Source organism: Stappia sp. TSB10GB4, from assembly GCF_900185745.1.
Taxonomy (GTDB): domain Bacteria; phylum Pseudomonadota; class Alphaproteobacteria; order Rhizobiales; family Stappiaceae; genus Stappia.
On the sequence record NZ_FYAV01000077.1, the window covers coordinates 1 to 15,224 of the forward strand.

The 15,224-nt window shown below is 66.0% G+C and carries 11 protein-coding genes; 4 read left to right on the forward strand and 7 right to left on the reverse strand.

Features of this window, described 5'->3' with window-relative positions; genetic code table 11:
- The first annotated feature begins 743 nt into the window (after positions 1-743).
- From TSB10GB4_RS21855 to TSB10GB4_RS21870, 4 genes are all read left to right on the forward strand, one after another.
- A complete protein-coding gene (locus tag TSB10GB4_RS21855) occupies positions 744-1,487 on the forward strand; it encodes an ectoine synthase (RefSeq protein WP_186397470.1) in 744 nt (247 codons plus the stop codon).
- 275 nt (positions 1,488-1,762) lie between these two features.
- A complete protein-coding gene (locus tag TSB10GB4_RS21860; protein WP_186397471.1) occupies positions 1,763-3,124 on the forward strand; it encodes a lysine N(6)-hydroxylase/L-ornithine N(5)-oxygenase family protein in 1,362 nt (453 codons plus the stop codon).
- Between the two features lie 12 nt (positions 3,125-3,136).
- The gene (locus TSB10GB4_RS21865; protein ID WP_186397472.1) at positions 3,137-5,029 is read left to right on the forward strand and encodes an IucA/IucC family siderophore biosynthesis protein; all 1,893 of its coding nucleotides are present in this window, start codon (positions 3,137-3,139) and stop codon (positions 5,027-5,029) included.
- A gap of 155 nt (positions 5,030-5,184) precedes the next feature.
- Complete coding sequence (locus TSB10GB4_RS21870) at positions 5,185-5,958, forward strand: 2OG-Fe(II) oxygenase (RefSeq protein WP_186397473.1); 774 nt, start codon at positions 5,185-5,187, stop codon at positions 5,956-5,958.
- Between the two features lie 155 nt (positions 5,959-6,113).
- Here the strand turns inward: TSB10GB4_RS21870 and TSB10GB4_RS21875 are convergent, their stop codons facing one another.
- The 7 genes from TSB10GB4_RS21875 to TSB10GB4_RS21905 all read right to left on the reverse strand — a co-directional run bounded on the left by TSB10GB4_RS21875 (position 6,114) and on the right by TSB10GB4_RS21905 (position 14,700).
- Positions 6,114-7,688, reverse strand: coding sequence for an MFS transporter (locus TSB10GB4_RS21875; RefSeq protein WP_186397474.1), 1,575 nt, complete (start codon positions 7,686-7,688; stop codon positions 6,114-6,116).
- A 253-nt stretch (positions 7,689-7,941) separates the two neighbouring features.
- Complete coding sequence (locus tag TSB10GB4_RS21880) at positions 7,942-9,003, reverse strand: enoyl-CoA hydratase/isomerase family protein (RefSeq protein ID WP_186397475.1); 1,062 nt, start codon at positions 9,001-9,003, stop codon at positions 7,942-7,944.
- Positions 9,000-10,010 (reverse strand): 3-oxoacyl-ACP synthase III family protein, encoded by a 1,011-nt coding sequence (locus TSB10GB4_RS21885; RefSeq protein WP_186397476.1) that lies wholly within the window; start codon positions 10,008-10,010, stop codon positions 9,000-9,002. The genes TSB10GB4_RS21880 and TSB10GB4_RS21885 overlap by 4 nt, the downstream gene beginning before the upstream one ends.
- A 13-nt stretch (positions 10,011-10,023) precedes the next feature.
- Complete coding sequence (locus tag TSB10GB4_RS21890) at positions 10,024-11,052, reverse strand: hypothetical protein (protein WP_186397477.1); 1,029 nt, start codon at positions 11,050-11,052, stop codon at positions 10,024-10,026.
- Between the two features lie 150 nt (positions 11,053-11,202).
- Complete coding sequence (locus TSB10GB4_RS21895) at positions 11,203-12,924, reverse strand: B12-binding domain-containing radical SAM protein (protein WP_186397478.1); 1,722 nt, start codon at positions 12,922-12,924, stop codon at positions 11,203-11,205.
- A 43-nt stretch (positions 12,925-12,967) separates the two neighbouring features.
- Positions 12,968-13,240, reverse strand: coding sequence for an acyl carrier protein (locus tag TSB10GB4_RS21900; protein ID WP_186397479.1), 273 nt, complete (start codon positions 13,238-13,240; stop codon positions 12,968-12,970).
- A gap of 311 nt (positions 13,241-13,551) precedes the next feature.
- On the reverse strand, positions 13,552-14,700 hold the full coding sequence (locus TSB10GB4_RS21905; RefSeq protein ID WP_186397480.1) for an acyl-CoA dehydrogenase family protein: 1,149 nt from the start codon (positions 14,698-14,700) through the stop codon (positions 13,552-13,554).
- Positions 14,701-15,224: the final 524 nt, after the last annotated feature.

Sequence of the window (15,224 nt, forward strand, 5' to 3'; positions counted from 1 at the left end):
GTCTCTCCGGCGGCATCAACCCCGTGGAGTTGGAAGAGATGCTTGGACGTGTCCATGCCGATGCGCGTAATCTCGTTCATTGGGCGGCTCCTTCGATGTGTTGGGACCATCATCTTGGCGCAAAACGACGCCGGATGGGGGCCGTCCACCCCAACGGAACCGACGAGCCACGGCGGTTGCGGCGGCGTCCGGGCGTGCTGCCGCGAGGCCCTCGGCTCTCCGATCCCGCATCTTCGCTTCGCTTCGTGCGGGATGACGCTAGGAGGGGCCGGTGCGCGGGATGACGCCGGAGGGGGAGGAGCGCGGGACGACGCGGGGAAGGGCGGTGCGCGGCGACGACACTCCGTGTGTTGGGTTCGCGCGGGCGCGTCGCCGCCGCCGCTCTGGGAGCCAATAGGCCCCGGCTCTGCGCTGCGCGCGGCCGGGGTGACGGCCTGTGGATGGGGCGATGGCGGCGGCATGACGGCGGCGGAAGGGGCGACGGCGGCGGCATGACGGCGGCCGGGTGACAGCCGAGGATGGGGCGACGGCGGTGCCTCTTCGATATCGCGGGCCGCAGCCATGAAGATGTTTTGCGAATTATTTCGTCTTGTCCTTGGGGGTGAGCGGTATCCGATAGGATTCCAAGGCAAGACTAAGACGAAACAAGATTTATACCTTTTGCGGCGAGCGCGATACCGTTCCCGAACAGATCCGGCGCGCTCCGGTAAAGGGGCGGCCGGAGGGCTTCGGGAGGGCTCCACGTGATCGTCCGTACCTACAAGGCCGCCGGCGATGCGCCGGTTTTCCGCTATGCCGTGTCCCGCGAGGTGGTGGCGCGCACCGACCAGGTCGGCCATGCGGTCTACGACACGACGCTGGCCGCCGGCGCCGCCGACACGGTGGCGCGCGATGCCGCCGGCGAATTTCCCGCACAGGCGCATTTCTGCCTCTCTGGCAGCGGCACGGTGACCGTCGGCGGCCGCAGCGAAAGGGTGTCGCCCGGCACGCTGGTCGCCGCGCGCGCCGAGGTCGAGGTGAGCTTCGTCGCCGAGACCGAGATGCGCATCTGCACCGTGTTCGGCGGCGAGGGGCCGCAGGAGGCGATCAGCGCCTGTCCGCTGATCCGCCATGTCGACGAGTTCATCGGCACCGAGCGCGACGTCTTCTGGGGCAATGGTCAGAGCCGGCGGCTCTTGGTCAAGGCCGACGGCTTCGGCTTCGCCCTGTGCCAGACGCTCGGCAATGCCAACACGGACTCGCCGCTGCAATACCGCCACCATTTCGAGAGCTGCTACTATGTCTCGGGCACCGGCGAATATGTCTGGGAGAGCGGCAGCCACCCGATCGACACCAACGGCGCGCGGGCAACCGCCTTCATCATGAACCGCAACGACGCCCACCGCATGGTGGTGCGCGATGCCGCGATCTGCCTCAGCATCTTCAGCCCCGCCATCGAGGGGCATGAGGCGCATGACTTTTCCGGCGGCCGGCCGTCCTCGTATTGACAGACGCCCTCCGGCGGCCGCCTGACGCGATTTTCTGCGCTTCCGGTGCTTGCGTACCCGAATGTACGCTGCGCTCCGGGTCTTGAAACTCGCGCCACCCGGCTCGTCGGAAAGCGTCTCGGACAAGGCGAAGGACGGCTGACCGCAATCAGTCGCCAAGCCACCGAATGGACCGAATATAATATATTTCAACTGCTTTTGCCGGGTCGCTAAGGTCTTTTCGTCCGCCGCGGATGCCGTCCGCGTCCCGGTTGGCGTCGCCGGAAGGAGTTTCAATGACGTCGCAATCCGTGCAAAGCGCCGAAGGCCAGGTCTTCGACATCATCGGCATCGGCATCGGTCCGTTCAACCTCGGGCTTGCCTGCCTGACCCAGCCGATCCGCGATCTCGACTGCCTGTTCCTGGAGGCAAAGGACCAGTTCAACTGGCACGAGGGAACCCTGCTGGAAACGGCGACGCTGCAGACGCCGTTCCTGTGCGATCTGGTGACGATGGCCGATCCGACCAGCGAGTTCAGCTTCCTCAACTACCTCAAGCAGACCGGCCGGATCTACGCCTTCTATGCCTTCCTGCTGGACACGGAAAACTTCTTCCTGCTGCGCAACGAATTCAACACATACTACCGCTGGGCGGCGAGCCGGCTCGATAATGTCGTCTTCAACCGCGAGGTGGAGGCGGTCGAGTATGACGAGGCGGCCGGCCATTACCGGGTGACCTGCCTCAACACCAGGATGGGCCAGCGCAAGGTGCTGCGCGCCCGCCGCATCGTGCTCGGCTCCGGCATGTCGCCGGCCTATCCCGCGCCTTGCGAGCCGCTGCGCGACAAGCTGCTGCACAGCGCCGACTACCTGCGCAACCGCGAGGCGGTGCGGCAGAAGCGGTCGATCACCGTGGTCGGCTCGGGCCAGAGCGCGGCCGAGGTCTATCACGACCTGCTGAGCGACATCGACCGCTACGGCTACCGGCTCAACTGGGTGACGCGCTCGACGCGCCTGGTGCCGCGCGAACTCACCAAGTTCACCCTGCAGATGACGACGCCGGACTATGCCGATTATTTCTTCTCGCTCTCGCGCGGGAAGCGCGAGGAACTGGTGCGGGCGATGCAGGCGATCTTCAAGGGCGTCAACCCGTCGCTGATCAACGACATCTACGACCTGCGCTATCGCAAGCAGCTAAGCGGCGATGTCGACATGATGCTGATCTCCAATTCGCAGGTCGAGGCCTGCGCCCATGATGCGGCGAGCGACAGCTTCCGCGTCACCTTCCGCCAAGTCGAGGAGGACCGGACCTTCGAGCTGGAGACGGAAGCGCTGATCCTCGGCACCGGCTACCGCTTCCGCGTGCCGGACTATCTCAAGCCGATCTCGGAGCGCATCAACTGGTGCGGCGAGGGGCGCTTCGCGGTGGCGCGCAATTGCAGCATCGACACCGGGGGCAGCGAGATCTTCGTCCAGAACGCGGAGATCCATGCCGACAGCTACCTGCCGCCGGATCTCGGCCAGTCCTGCTACCGCAACTCGGTCATCATCCGCGAGGTGCTGGGCAAGGACTATTATCCGATCGAGCGCAGCCTTGCCTTCCAGCGCTTCGCCGCGCCGGCGGACGGGGTCACCGCCGCCGCCTCGGCCGGCGGTTGACGGGGCCGGACGATGGACGCGATGACCGCCGCGTTGCAGACCATGCCGCCGCACGAACGGGCGGTGGCGCATCTGGAAAGCGACCGCTGGCTGTGGGCCAACCGGCTCCTGGTGCGCAAGGCGATCTGCGAGTTCGCCCACGAACTGCTGCTTGGCCCCCGGGAGATTGAGCCGGCGGGCGCCGGTCGCTATGTGCTGGAGCAGCCGGCGCTCGGCATCGAGTACACCTTCCGCGCAAGGCGGATGCGGCTCGACCACTGGCAGGTGGACGCGCATTCCATCGAGAAGCGGGTGAGGGGCGAGCAGGCACCGCTCGACGCGCTGAAGTTCATCATCGAGTTCAAGCGCGAGCTCGGCATTCGCGACGCGATGATGCCGGTCTATCTCGACGAGATCAGCAGCATTCTCTACGGCAGCGCCTACAAGGCGGCGACCAGGCCGCACCGCGCCTCCGACCTCGCCGGCGCCGACTTCCAGACCATCGAGACCGGCATGACCGAGGGCCATCCGTCCTTCGTCGCCAACAACGGCCGGCTGGGGTTCGACACGGCCGACTATCCGCTCTATGCGCCGGAGGCGGCCGGCCCGCTCTCCATCGTCTGGATCGCGGTCGCCCGCGAGCATGCCCGCTTCACGGCGATGGCCGGCATCGACCACGAGCGCCTGATGAGCGAGGAACTGGGGGCGGAAACGGTCGCCGATTACCGGGCGCAGCTTGCCGGCGAGGGGCTCGACCCCCAGCGCTATTATTTCATGCCGGTGCATCCCTGGCAGTGGTTCAACCGCATCTCGATGAGCTTTGCCCCGGAGATCGCCCGGCGCAACATCGTCTATCTCGGCCTGTCGCGCGACCTCTACCAGCCGCAGCAGTCGATCCGCACCTTCTTCAATGCCTCCGCGCCGTCGAAGCGCTATGTCAAGATGGCGCTGTCGATCCTCAACATGGGCTTCATGCTGCAGCGCGGCCTGTCGCCGGAGGACATGCAGACGACGCCGGAGATCAACGAGTGGCTGCGCAACCTCCTGGCGCGCGACCGCTACCTGCAGGACAACGGCTTCTGCCTGATCTGCGAACAGGCGACGATCAGCTACCGCAACCCCTATTACGAGGAAGGGCTGGCGGCGGATTCTCCTTACAAGCACGTGCTCGCCGCCCTGTGGCGGGAAAGCCCGGTGAACCTGATCCGGCCCGGCGAGCGGCTGATGACGATGGCCGCGCTGCTGCATCTCGACCCGCAGGGAGACGCGCTGACGGCGAGCCTGATCGAGCGCTCGCGGCTGGGGGCGGAAGAGTGGATCCGCCGCTATCTCAAGGCGTATCTCGCGCCGGTGCTGCACTGCTACTACGCCTATGACATCATCTTCATGCCGCATGGCGAGAACGTCATCCTCATTCTGGAGAACGACGCGCCGACGCGCATCGTCATGAAGGACCTGGCGGAGGAAATGCGCATCCTCAACAGCGGCGCGACGCTGCCGCCGGTGGTGCGGCGCAACTGCGTGGTGCTGGACGATGCGGTGCGACTCGACGGCATCTTCACCGATGTCTTCGACTGCTATTTCCGCCATCTGGCGGCGATCCTCGACGAGCGGCAGGTGCTGTCCGAGGCAAGGTTCTGGGCGCTGGTCGGCGAGTGCGTGCGCGCCTATCAGGCGGCGCAGCCGCACTATGCCGAGAAGTTCGCCCGCCACGACGTCTTCGTGCCGGAGTTCCCGCGCAACTGCATCAACCGGCTGCAACTGCGCGACAACCAGCAGCTTCTCGACCCCAACGACCCCGACAAGGGGTTCGAATATGCCGGCACGCTGCCCAACCCGCTGGTCGGCGAGGGGCGCGAGGCGGCGCCGGGCGTGCTGCGCCGGGCGATGGGGCATATCGGCACCTATTTCCTCGGCCCCGGCTGAGGCCTGTTTTCTTCTGTCTCGCGCTGGTTGCGCAGATATGAAAACGGACTTTGTGACAAGAAACCCTCTCTGGAATACTGGAGGCGTGCCGTCTTTCGAGCCTTTCTCGAAAGAAAACGGCTCGTCATTTCTGCCTATCCGGGAAGGGAAATACGATGTTGAAGGCTGTTGAGATTTCGAAGGAGCTTAACGCGGACAGCATTCGCAAGCTGATCGCCAAGAACATCGACGCGATCCATGTGCCGGGTTTCTATCCGGAGGATCTGGCGGCCACCTTCGCCGACCGCGTCGCCGGCGATGCGGGTCTCGAGGCCTACAAGGTGCAGAACGCGCTGAAGCGGCTCGGCATGGGCTATGTCGATGTCGGCAAGGACGCGGACAATGCCGAACGCTATCACAGCGAGGCGCTGCGCTCGATCTGGGGCATCCGCGACCTGATCTATCCGAGGCTGACGCCGCTCGACCATTTCCGCCTGCTGCTGGAGGAGATCTGGCCGGCCGGCGCCACCATCCAGTCGATCGACGGGCGCAAGAGCTTCGTCGGCACCTGCCGGGTGATCGATCCGGGTGCCAAGATGCTGCCGCATAACGACCGGCTGGCGCGGATGCTGACCAGCGGCACGTCGGACCTGACCGGCCAGCTCGCGGTCAACATCTATCTCGACATGCCGCCGGAGGGGGGCGAGCTGGAACTGTGGCTGAGCGAGCCGACGCCGGAGCAGGACAAGGAGCAGGAGACCCGCGACGGGCTCGACCGCGAGGTGCTGGGCGAGCCGCGGCTGGTGATCCGGCCGCAGAACGGCGACCTGGTTCTGTTCAACTCGCTGCTGATCCATGGGGTGACGCCGGGCGTCGGCGCGCGCCGGGTGACGATGTCCTGCTTCGTCGGCTATCGCGGCGACGACCAGCCGCTGACCTATTGGAGCTGACGCTCCGCCACCTCTTGTTACCGGAACGAAAAGGGGCGCGCCTTCGAGATGAAGACGCGCCCTAAGTTTGTTTCGGGGAGGAGCCTTCCGCCGCAACCCGGCCCGCTTTTGGCAAAGCGGGCCGGGCTCCGCTGAAGCGGCGGACGGCCTTTCGGTTACTCGCCCGCCGCCGCGGCTGCCTGGGCCTCCGGGCCCGCCAGCAAGTCGCGCCGCCGGATCATCAGACCAGAGATGACGATGGCAAGAACCGAAAGCAGGGCGACGATCCACATCAGCACCGAGAAGGCGGAGGCGAAGCTCGCCCGGCCGAATTCGGTGAGCGCCGGCTGGACCTCGACCGGCGCATTGGCAACGGCGCCGGCGAAGTCGCCGCGGGCGATGAAGTTCGCCGTATTGGCGAGGCCGTCGCCGAGGCCGGCGGCAAGCTCGCCCGTGCCGCCGAGCTGCAGCGTGATCGCCGACAGCAGGATGGCGCCGAACACCGAGATCGACAGGGTGAAGGAGCCGTGGCGGAAGGTGATGTTGACGCCGGAGGCGACGCCCGCCCGCTCCGGCGGCACGACGGCGGTGGCGACATTGGACAATTCGCCGTTGATGAGGCCGGTGCCGATGCCGAGCAGCACGAAGGCGACGACCCACAGCACCACCTCGGCCGGCGGGGCGATGGCCAGCCACAGGAAGCCGGCGGCGATCAGCGCGCAGCCGAAGGCGATCAGCCCGCGCACGCCGAACCGCTCCGGCGAGGCAAGGCGGGCGCCGAGCGGGGCAACGAGCAACAGCGGCACCGTCATCGGCAGCAGCATCAGGCCGGCCGAGGAGGCGGACATGTCATGCACCACCTGGAAGTAGATCGGCAGGTAGACCAGCATGACCCAGAAGGTGATGCTGTTGAGCACGCAGACGAGCTGGATGCCGGTGAAGGTCGGGATGCGGAACAGGCGCAGGTCGAAGGCCGGCTTCCTGACGCTGGTCTCGATCCACACGAACAGCAGGAACAGCACCACGGCGCCGGCCATGGCCGCGACGATGGTGTTGCTGCCCCAGCCGCGCTCGCCGCCCTCGATCACCGCATAGGAGAGGCACGCCAGCGCGCCGGTGAAGGTGAGGATGCCCGGCCAGTCGAGGCCGCCCGCCTTGTCGTCGGAGGATTCCTGCACGCGCCAGTAGCACAGGGCGATCAGCACCGCGACGATCGGCACGTTGAGCAGGAAGATCCAGCGCCAGCTCAACAGGTCGACGAGAATGCCGCCGACGATCGGGCCGAAGGCCGCGCCGCAGCCGATCGACACGCCCCACAGGGCGAAGGCCTGGGCCCGCTCGGCGCCCTGGAAGGCGTTGGAGATCAGCGCGACGCCGAGGATCAGCATCGCCGAGGCCGAGAGCCCTTGCGCGACGCGGCCCCAGATCAGGGCCGTCGGCGTGTCGGCGAGGCCGACGATCAGCGAGGTGGCGCCGAACAGCGCGAGGCCGATCACCATCACCCGGCGGCGGCCGAACCAGTCGGCAAGGGCGCCGACGGCGATCAGCACCGAGGTATAGGCGATGTTGTAGGCGTTGATGATCCACTGGAGCTCGGAGAAGCTCGCCTTCAGGTCCCGCTCGATGGAGGGCAGCGCGATGGCGACCACCGTCACGTCGAGAATGACGAGGAACGAGCCGAGCGCGGCGACCGCGAGCGTCGGCCAGTTGTCCATCAAGGAGGAACGTTGTGTCGATTGGACTGAGGTCATTGTCTGTTTCCCGAATGCGTTTGCGGAAACGGTCGCCGGTTGACGAGGCTTCCCTCGGCGAAATGCCGTGAAACGACGGCAAGGCGGGAAGGGGCGGGCGTGCGCCGGAGCACCGCGCGCGAGCGACGGCGATCCGGGTGCAACCCCGTATCGTTGTTGGATTTTCTGCACCTTGCAGGGGAAATTTAAAGCCCCCCCGGAGGCGGGGGAAATATATAATTCCGCAGGGTTCAGGTGCCTTTGCGACTGATTTTCAAGGGGTGCCGAGCGGCGGCAAGGGCGCGCCGGCAGCGGGCAGGAACGGCGCAAGCTCGGCGGCCGAAAAGCGGTGCGTCGCGGCATGCGTCCAGGCCGGACGGCGGTCGCGGTCGATCATCGCGGCGCGGATGCCTTCCGCAAAATCCGCATGGATCATGAGCCGGCTTATTATCGCGTATTCGAACCCGAGCGCGGCCTCCAGACTGCCGTGCCGGCGGGCGCGGGCGAGCACCTCGAGCGTCAGCGCCAGCGCCAGCGGCGAGGCCTTGAGGAGTGCCTTTGCCGCACGCGCGCAAGCCGCGCCGCCGGTTTCCAGCCGGGCGAGGATCTCCGGCACATCAGGGGCGGCAAAGGCCTGCTCCAGTTCCGGGCCGAAGCCGGGCAGGGCGGCGGCGCAGTCCGTTAGGGCCGCGGGCAGGGGGGCGGGCAGGGCGGCGATGCCGTCTTCGCACAGCGCCTCGGCCAGCGCCGGCATCCGCTCCGAGGCGGTCCGGTAGCGCATGAAGCCGAGCGCGGCGGCGGCCTCGGCAGTGAGCTTCTCGCCGGTGAGCGCGATGAAGGCGGCGAGCGGAGCGGGGAGGGCGCTGAGAAGATGCGTTGCGCCGGAATCGGGGATCCAGCCGATGCCGCATTCCGGCATGGCGAAGCTCGCCCGCTCGCTGGCGATCGGATGGCTGGCGTGGAGCGCCAGCCCGAGGCCGCCGCCCATGGCGACGCCGTCGATCAGGGTGACGACGGGCTTGGGGTAGCGTGCCAGGGCAAGGTCGAGACGGTATTCGGCAAGGCAGTGGCCGCGCGCGCCCTCGATATCGCCGAGGGTGATCCGGCCATGCACGGCGGCGATGTCGCCGCCGGCGCAAAAGGCCCGCCCGCCGACCGCATCGATGACGATGAGGTCTGTAGCCGAGTCGCAGCGCCAGTCCTGAAGGGCGCAGGCGATGCCGTGAAGCATCGCCTCGCTCAGCAGGTTGAGGGTGCGGGGGCGGTTCAGGGTGATCCGCCCGGCGCGGCCCTGCCGCCGGACGAGGAGATCGCCGTCCGGCGCGGCGGCGCTCAATGGTGGATGAGGGCCGCCGACCAGGCGAAGCCCGCGCCGTTGGAAACAACCATCACCTTGTCGCCGGTGCGGATCAGGTTCTGCTCCACCGCTTCCGCATAGTTGATGACCATGTCGCTTTCCTGCACATGGCCGCGATGCTTCAGCGCGCTGGTGTAGACCTTTTCCTTCGGCAGGCCGAATTTCTTCATGAAATAGGCCTGATCCCAGGTCGAGAAGGTCGGATAGACGTAATAGTCGACATCGTCGAAGGTGAGGCCCAGCTTGTCGAGCAACTGGGTCATCACCTTGCCGAACATGCGGAAGTTGATCGGGATGACGCCCTCGTTGAACTTGTCCATCTTGGCATACATGTGCAGCAGCCGTTCGGTCACTTCCTCGTTCGGCTGGCGGTTCTGCAGGCCCGGCACGTACCACACGTCGTGCAGCCGGCCGATGGAGATGGTCTCGACGCCGAGGATACGCGCGCGGGATGCGTTCTTGCGCAGGACAAGCGCGCTGCCGCCGTCGCTCGCCACCGTGATCGGGTAATAGGTCTTGTTGAGGTCCGGCGTCCGGTCGCCGGCGAAGAGCAGCGCCGTCGTGACGTCGTCGTCGGCGAGCATCAGCGAGACGACGGTCTTCAGCGCCAGATGATAGCTGGCGCAGCCGCCGGTGTTGACGGCGGTGGCAAAGGCATTGTCCAGCCCCAGTTCCTGCTGCACGAGACCGGCGGCCGACCAGGTCGGGCCGACATAATCCTCCGGGATCGAGGTGAAGTCGACGACGAGGTCGACCTCGCCGGGCGCGACGCCCGCCTGGTCGAGGGCGCGGCGCGCGGCCTCGACCGCCAGCACCGAGGGCAACTCGTCGGTGACATGGATGTCGTGGATGCCGATGTCGCGCTGGAAGTCGATGTTCTTCGACAGGGTGCCGAAGGGCACGTCCTCGTCGCGGAAGACGTCCGCCACCAGCTTCTTGCCGGGCGGCAGGTAGAAGGCTTCGGAAAGGATGCCGACGTGGTCCATCTGGATCTCCCTGTCAGTATTGCAGCAAGGTGGCGCCGTAGAGAAAGCCGTGGCCGTGGGTCGCCAGCAGCACATGGCTGCCGGCGGGCGGCGCCTCCTCCTCCAGTTCCAGCAGGTTGAGGACGAGGTCCGAGCCGTGCAGGTGGCCGCGCGAGGCAAAGCCCGCCGGCACCAGCCGCGCGCCGGTGCAAAGGCTGTCGCCGACGGCCTGTGCGTCCGCCGCCGAGATGTTGGCGGTGATCGTGCGGGAAATGTCGCCCCCCGACAGTCCGTGGCGGGCGAGCAGCCTGTCGACCAACCCCTTGAGCTCGCTGGTGCGGTCGGCGCGCTCATGCTTGGCCGCGTCCAGCGTCAGCCGGTAGAGGTCGAGCCGGGTCGGATGCTTCATGCCGCCGCCGGGAATGTTGAGCACGTCGTGCAGCGCTCCGTTGGAACGCAGCGCGGTGCCGAGGATGGCGGCGCGGCCCGCCCCGCGCGCGACGATGACGGCGCTGGCCCCATCCCCCAGCACGGTGAGCGGTGCGTCCGTGCCGGCGATCACCCGGTTGCCGGCAATCGCCTGGTCGGCGGCGACCAGCAGCACCCGGTTGACGTCGTCATTGGCGAGGATCAGCGCGCGGGCGAACTTGATCGCCGCATGCAGGTTCGACGAATGGCCGCCGCTATAGCCGAGGGTGAAGGCGCGCTTGGCGCCGAGCTCGGCCTGCAGCTCGTTGCTCATCGACCAGGCCGGCTCGACATAGCGCTGCGGCATCATCGAGAAGTCGATGATCGCATCGAGGTCGAGCGGGGTGAGGCCGGCCGCCTCCAGCACCTTGCGCGACACGGCAAGGGCCATGTCGGTGGGGCTCTCGCCCTCGAAGACATGGACGCTGCCGACGCCGAGCCGCGCGGCGGCGGTGACATCGACCGGCCCCGTCTCGCGGGCGACGATCTCGTCGAGCGTGCAGATGCGCTCGGGCAGGTGGTGGGCGGCGGCAAGCAGGCCGACGGGGTCTGTGACGCTTTCTCTAATGCTGTCTCTGGCGCTGTCGCGGGTCATGGCTCCGGCTCCTGGCTGGGAGAGAGGGGCGCGCCGCGCCGCCGGCCGCTTGCCCGCAAGGCCTGACGGCCGGCGGGCAAGGTCGGGAAGGGCGGCGCGGCCGGTGGGGGGGCGCGGGGCCGCTCGGGCGGCCCTTCGAAAGGGGCCCGCTCAGGCGGCCCGGGCGGTGCCGGTGCAGGCCTCGATGATCTCCGCCGGCACCGTGTGATCGTCGTACCAGCGGCCCGACAGCGGCTTCTTCACCAGCGCGACATCGGCCGCGTAGGAGAGGATCTCGTCGTTGTGCCGGCCGATCTCCTGGCGCAGCGAGGCAGGCAGCCCGCCGTCGAGCTCATAGGCCCGGTCGATGGAGCCGGTGAGGTGGCGCAGGTGGTCGATGCGGTCGTTGACGATTTTGATCGAGCGCTTGGTGATGCGGCCGAATTCCGCCTTGTCGTTGGCCATGACCTGCATCGCCTCGTACATGCTGGGCAGGAACTCGTCGCGCTTCATCCACCTGGTCTCGTAGTTCATCGCGTCGCGCCAGCGCGGCTGGGTGAGCGACTTGCGATGGGATTCAAGATCGCGGTGGAACACCGTGTAGCCGTGCTCCTCCGGCTGCTCGAACCACTGGCAGCCCGGATCGAGGAACGGCACCATGCCGAAGATCGTCGGGATCACCTTGTCGTTCGGGAAGCGCTGCATCAGCCGGCGCGAATAGGCGACCGTCTCCATGACCGAGGCATGGGTCTGCTTCGGCATGCCGATCGTGTACCAGAGATAGAAGCCCTTGATGCCGACATCGAGCGCGGCGGCGATCCAGTCCTCCATCTCCTCGTTGGTATAGGTGCCGCGCCCGGTCAGCCGGCTGATCTCCACGTCATGCGACTGCGGCGACAGGTTGATGTAGATGTCGAGGTTCGGCGCGACCTCGGCCATCTGCTTGAGCACGGAAGGCTTGGTCAGGCGGAACTGCTCGAAGGAGACCGAACTGACGACGCCGCTGTCGTTGACCGCCTCCAGGTAGGACAGCAGGCGCGGGGCCGATTCCGAATAGGCCTGCAGCGTGTAGACGCTGAGCGGCGACTCGGTCTTGGGGAAGGTGGTGATCTCCCGCGCGAGCTGCTCCGAGCGGCGGTGGAAGACGGTCTTCTTCTCCACATTCATCATCCGCTGATAGGCCCAGCGCGAGCCCGAGCACCAGCCGCAGCTCTGCTGGCAGCCGGTGTTCGGCAGCACCATCAGGTTCGGCATGTTCAGCAGGTTGTCGGTCTTGGGGAACATCTTCGACCAGTCGATCGCCACGTCGTTGAGCACGTCGGGCGTGTAGGAATGGCCGTTGTCGACGACTTCCCCCTTGTCCTTGTAGACCATGTTCTGGACGTCGAGGCGCCCGCGCACGCCGCGCTTGAGCTGGCCGACGAGGTCCGCCAGCGGCTCCAGCGTGTCGTAGCCGCGGATGACGCCGTCGATCTGCGGGTATTGCATCATCTCGCGGGCATAATAGGTCGAGACGATGCCGCCGAAGACGACGAAGCTCTCCGGATGCACCTTCTTCAGCACCCCGGCGACCTCGATCGAGCCCTGGCAATGGGGCAGCCAGTGCAGGTCGATGCCGAAGGCGGGGGTGTCGAGATGCTGGAACAGCTTCTCCACGTCGAGCGTCGGATGCTTCAGCATCAGCGAGGCCAGGTTGACGATCTTCACGTCCAGCCCGCGCTCGGCCAGGAAGCTCTTGATCGACAGGAAGCCGAGCGGGTGCATTTCGAAGATCGGGGTGACGTTGCTGCTCTCCTGGCTGGCATACCAGCCGAGCACGAAGTCGTCCCGGTTGCGGAAGTCGAAGATCGCCGGTGCATGGACCAGGATCAGGTCAGCCTTGATGCGTGTCATGGTCGCCATTCCTCGGACGCCGTGGCAGGGAAGGACAGGGTCCTTACGCCGCGGCCGACGTGATCTTGCTGTGACAGAAACCGGAGAGCGCGGTGAGCGTCTTGTAGTTCTGCGAGGTGATCTCGTCCTCGTCGATGACGATGTCGAATTCCTTCTCCATGTATTCGGTGATCTCGGCGATGCCGAGGGAGTCGAGAATGCCGCTGTCCAGCAGGTTCTCGTCCGGGTCGATGCCGCCCGAGACGTTGACGCCCGAATTTTCCAGCAGATAGGCGAGCAGGGTGTTGTGTACGCTCATCAGGTCGATTGCAGTCACGAGCCTTCCTCCTCAGGCTGTCGCGCGCCCGGCATGGGACACGGCGACGGTTGGCAACTCCGTTCGGGCGGCCGCTTTTGCAGTCTCGCCCTTGTGATATGCACAGTGACTGAAAAGATAGTCTTTGAAATTTGGGAAATTTTCCTAACGGAAGGAGCTTATTGAGCAAATATGGCAAGTCAATATCACCGGTATTACTGAATTTCTATTGAGTTATATGCATTCCAGCAGGTGATATCCGCAGAAGTGACAGGCGGGCTTTGAGGTGGCGGGTGCGGCCCCGTCCGGCGCGGAGGCCGGACGGGGGCCCCTCACAGGCCGAGGGCGCGGGCGGCGATGGTGCGCTGAATGTCCGAGGTGCCGGAATAGAGCAGGCTGCCGACCGCATCGCGGAAGTCGCGCTCCACCTCGTAGTCGGCCATGTAGCCGTAGCCGCCATGGATGACGACGGAGTTCTGGCAGGAGGCGACCCAGGCCTCGCTGAGGTAGAGCTTGGCGAGCGCCGCCTCCATCGGGCAACTGCCCTTGGTCTTCTTCAGCCAGGCGACCTTGTAGAGCAGCAGCCGCGAGGTCTCGTGCCGCAGCTTCATGTCGACGATGCGGTTGGACACCGACTGGAACTTGCCGATCGGCTTGCGGAACTGGGTGCGCTTGTTGGCATGGGCGACGCATTGTTCGACCTGGTGCTCCATCGCACCGACGAGATTGGCGAGGATCGAGCTGCGCTCCCACTCCATCGAGTTGTTGAAGATGCGCCCGCCCTGGCCCTCCTTGCCGATGCGCGCGGCAACTGGCACCCGGCAGTCCTCCAGCGTCAGCCAGGCCATCGGCGAGGTGCGCAGGCCCATCTTGCGGCGGTTCGGGCTGACCGTCAGGCCCGGCGTGTCGCGGTCGACGACGAAGCCGGTGAGGCCGAGCGAGCCGGCGCTCTTGTCGACGGTGGCGAAGATGACGAAGACATCCGCGACCGGCCCGTTGGTACAGAACACCTTGGCGCCGTTCAGCACATAATGGTCGCCGTCGCGGGTCGCGGTGGTGCCGAGGCTCATCACGTCGGAGCCGGCCTCGGCCTCGGTGATGCCATGGGCGCCGATCAGCTCGCCGGAAATCAGCCCGCGCAGGTACTTCTCCTTCTGCTCCGGCGTGCCGAACTGGGCGATCGGCATCTGCACGGTCCACATCTGGCCGTTCATGCTGAACAGCAGGCCGTTGTCGCGGCAGCCATAGCCGAGCGCCTCCATCGCCAGCACGGTGGTGATGATGTCCTGTTCGGCGCCGCCATAGGCCTTCTCGAAGGGCAGGCCGAGGATGCCGAAGCCGGCGATCTTGCGCCACAGCTCGCGCGAGAGGATGCATTCGGCATCGCGCTGCTTGAGGTCGCCCTCGTTGAGCTCGTCCTTGGCGAAGCGGACGACCTTCTCCTTGAAGGCCTCCTGCTCGGGCGTGAAGCTGAAGTCCATCTGCGCTCCTCGTTTTGCTGTGGGGTGTTGCGGTGGGGTGGTGCGATAGGGCCCGGCGGCCGATGCCGGCCGATGCCTTGCGGGGCGTGCCGTTTGCGCGCCGCCCCGGCAGGTGGTTGGATGGCGGGGACGGGTCGTCGGGAAAGGCGCGGGCGCGAAACCCGGCCCGTGCCGGCGCCTCCGCGGAGCCGGGTCGTGCCCGCGGCCGGGTGTTGCTCGCTGACGAAAACAACATTGGTAATCGTGACAGTAGTAGAGCGATTACCCGTATCTCAAGCTTAAGGTCGAGTTCTCGGTGGTACAGATATGAAATTCATATGTCATGGTGTCCTCCCGTTTCGGCCTTCTTGGCGACAAAAACTAGTTCCTTTATTGCACTATCGCGTAGGACGAGAAACTAATTTTAATTACAACCGAAATACAACTTTCCGTTCGTGTCGAGAAATATATATTTTTGCCATATAAAGGTTTGCGTTCGAATTTTTGGGACAGCAAAAACGGGCAATCCTAGGGAGAAGAAGGCA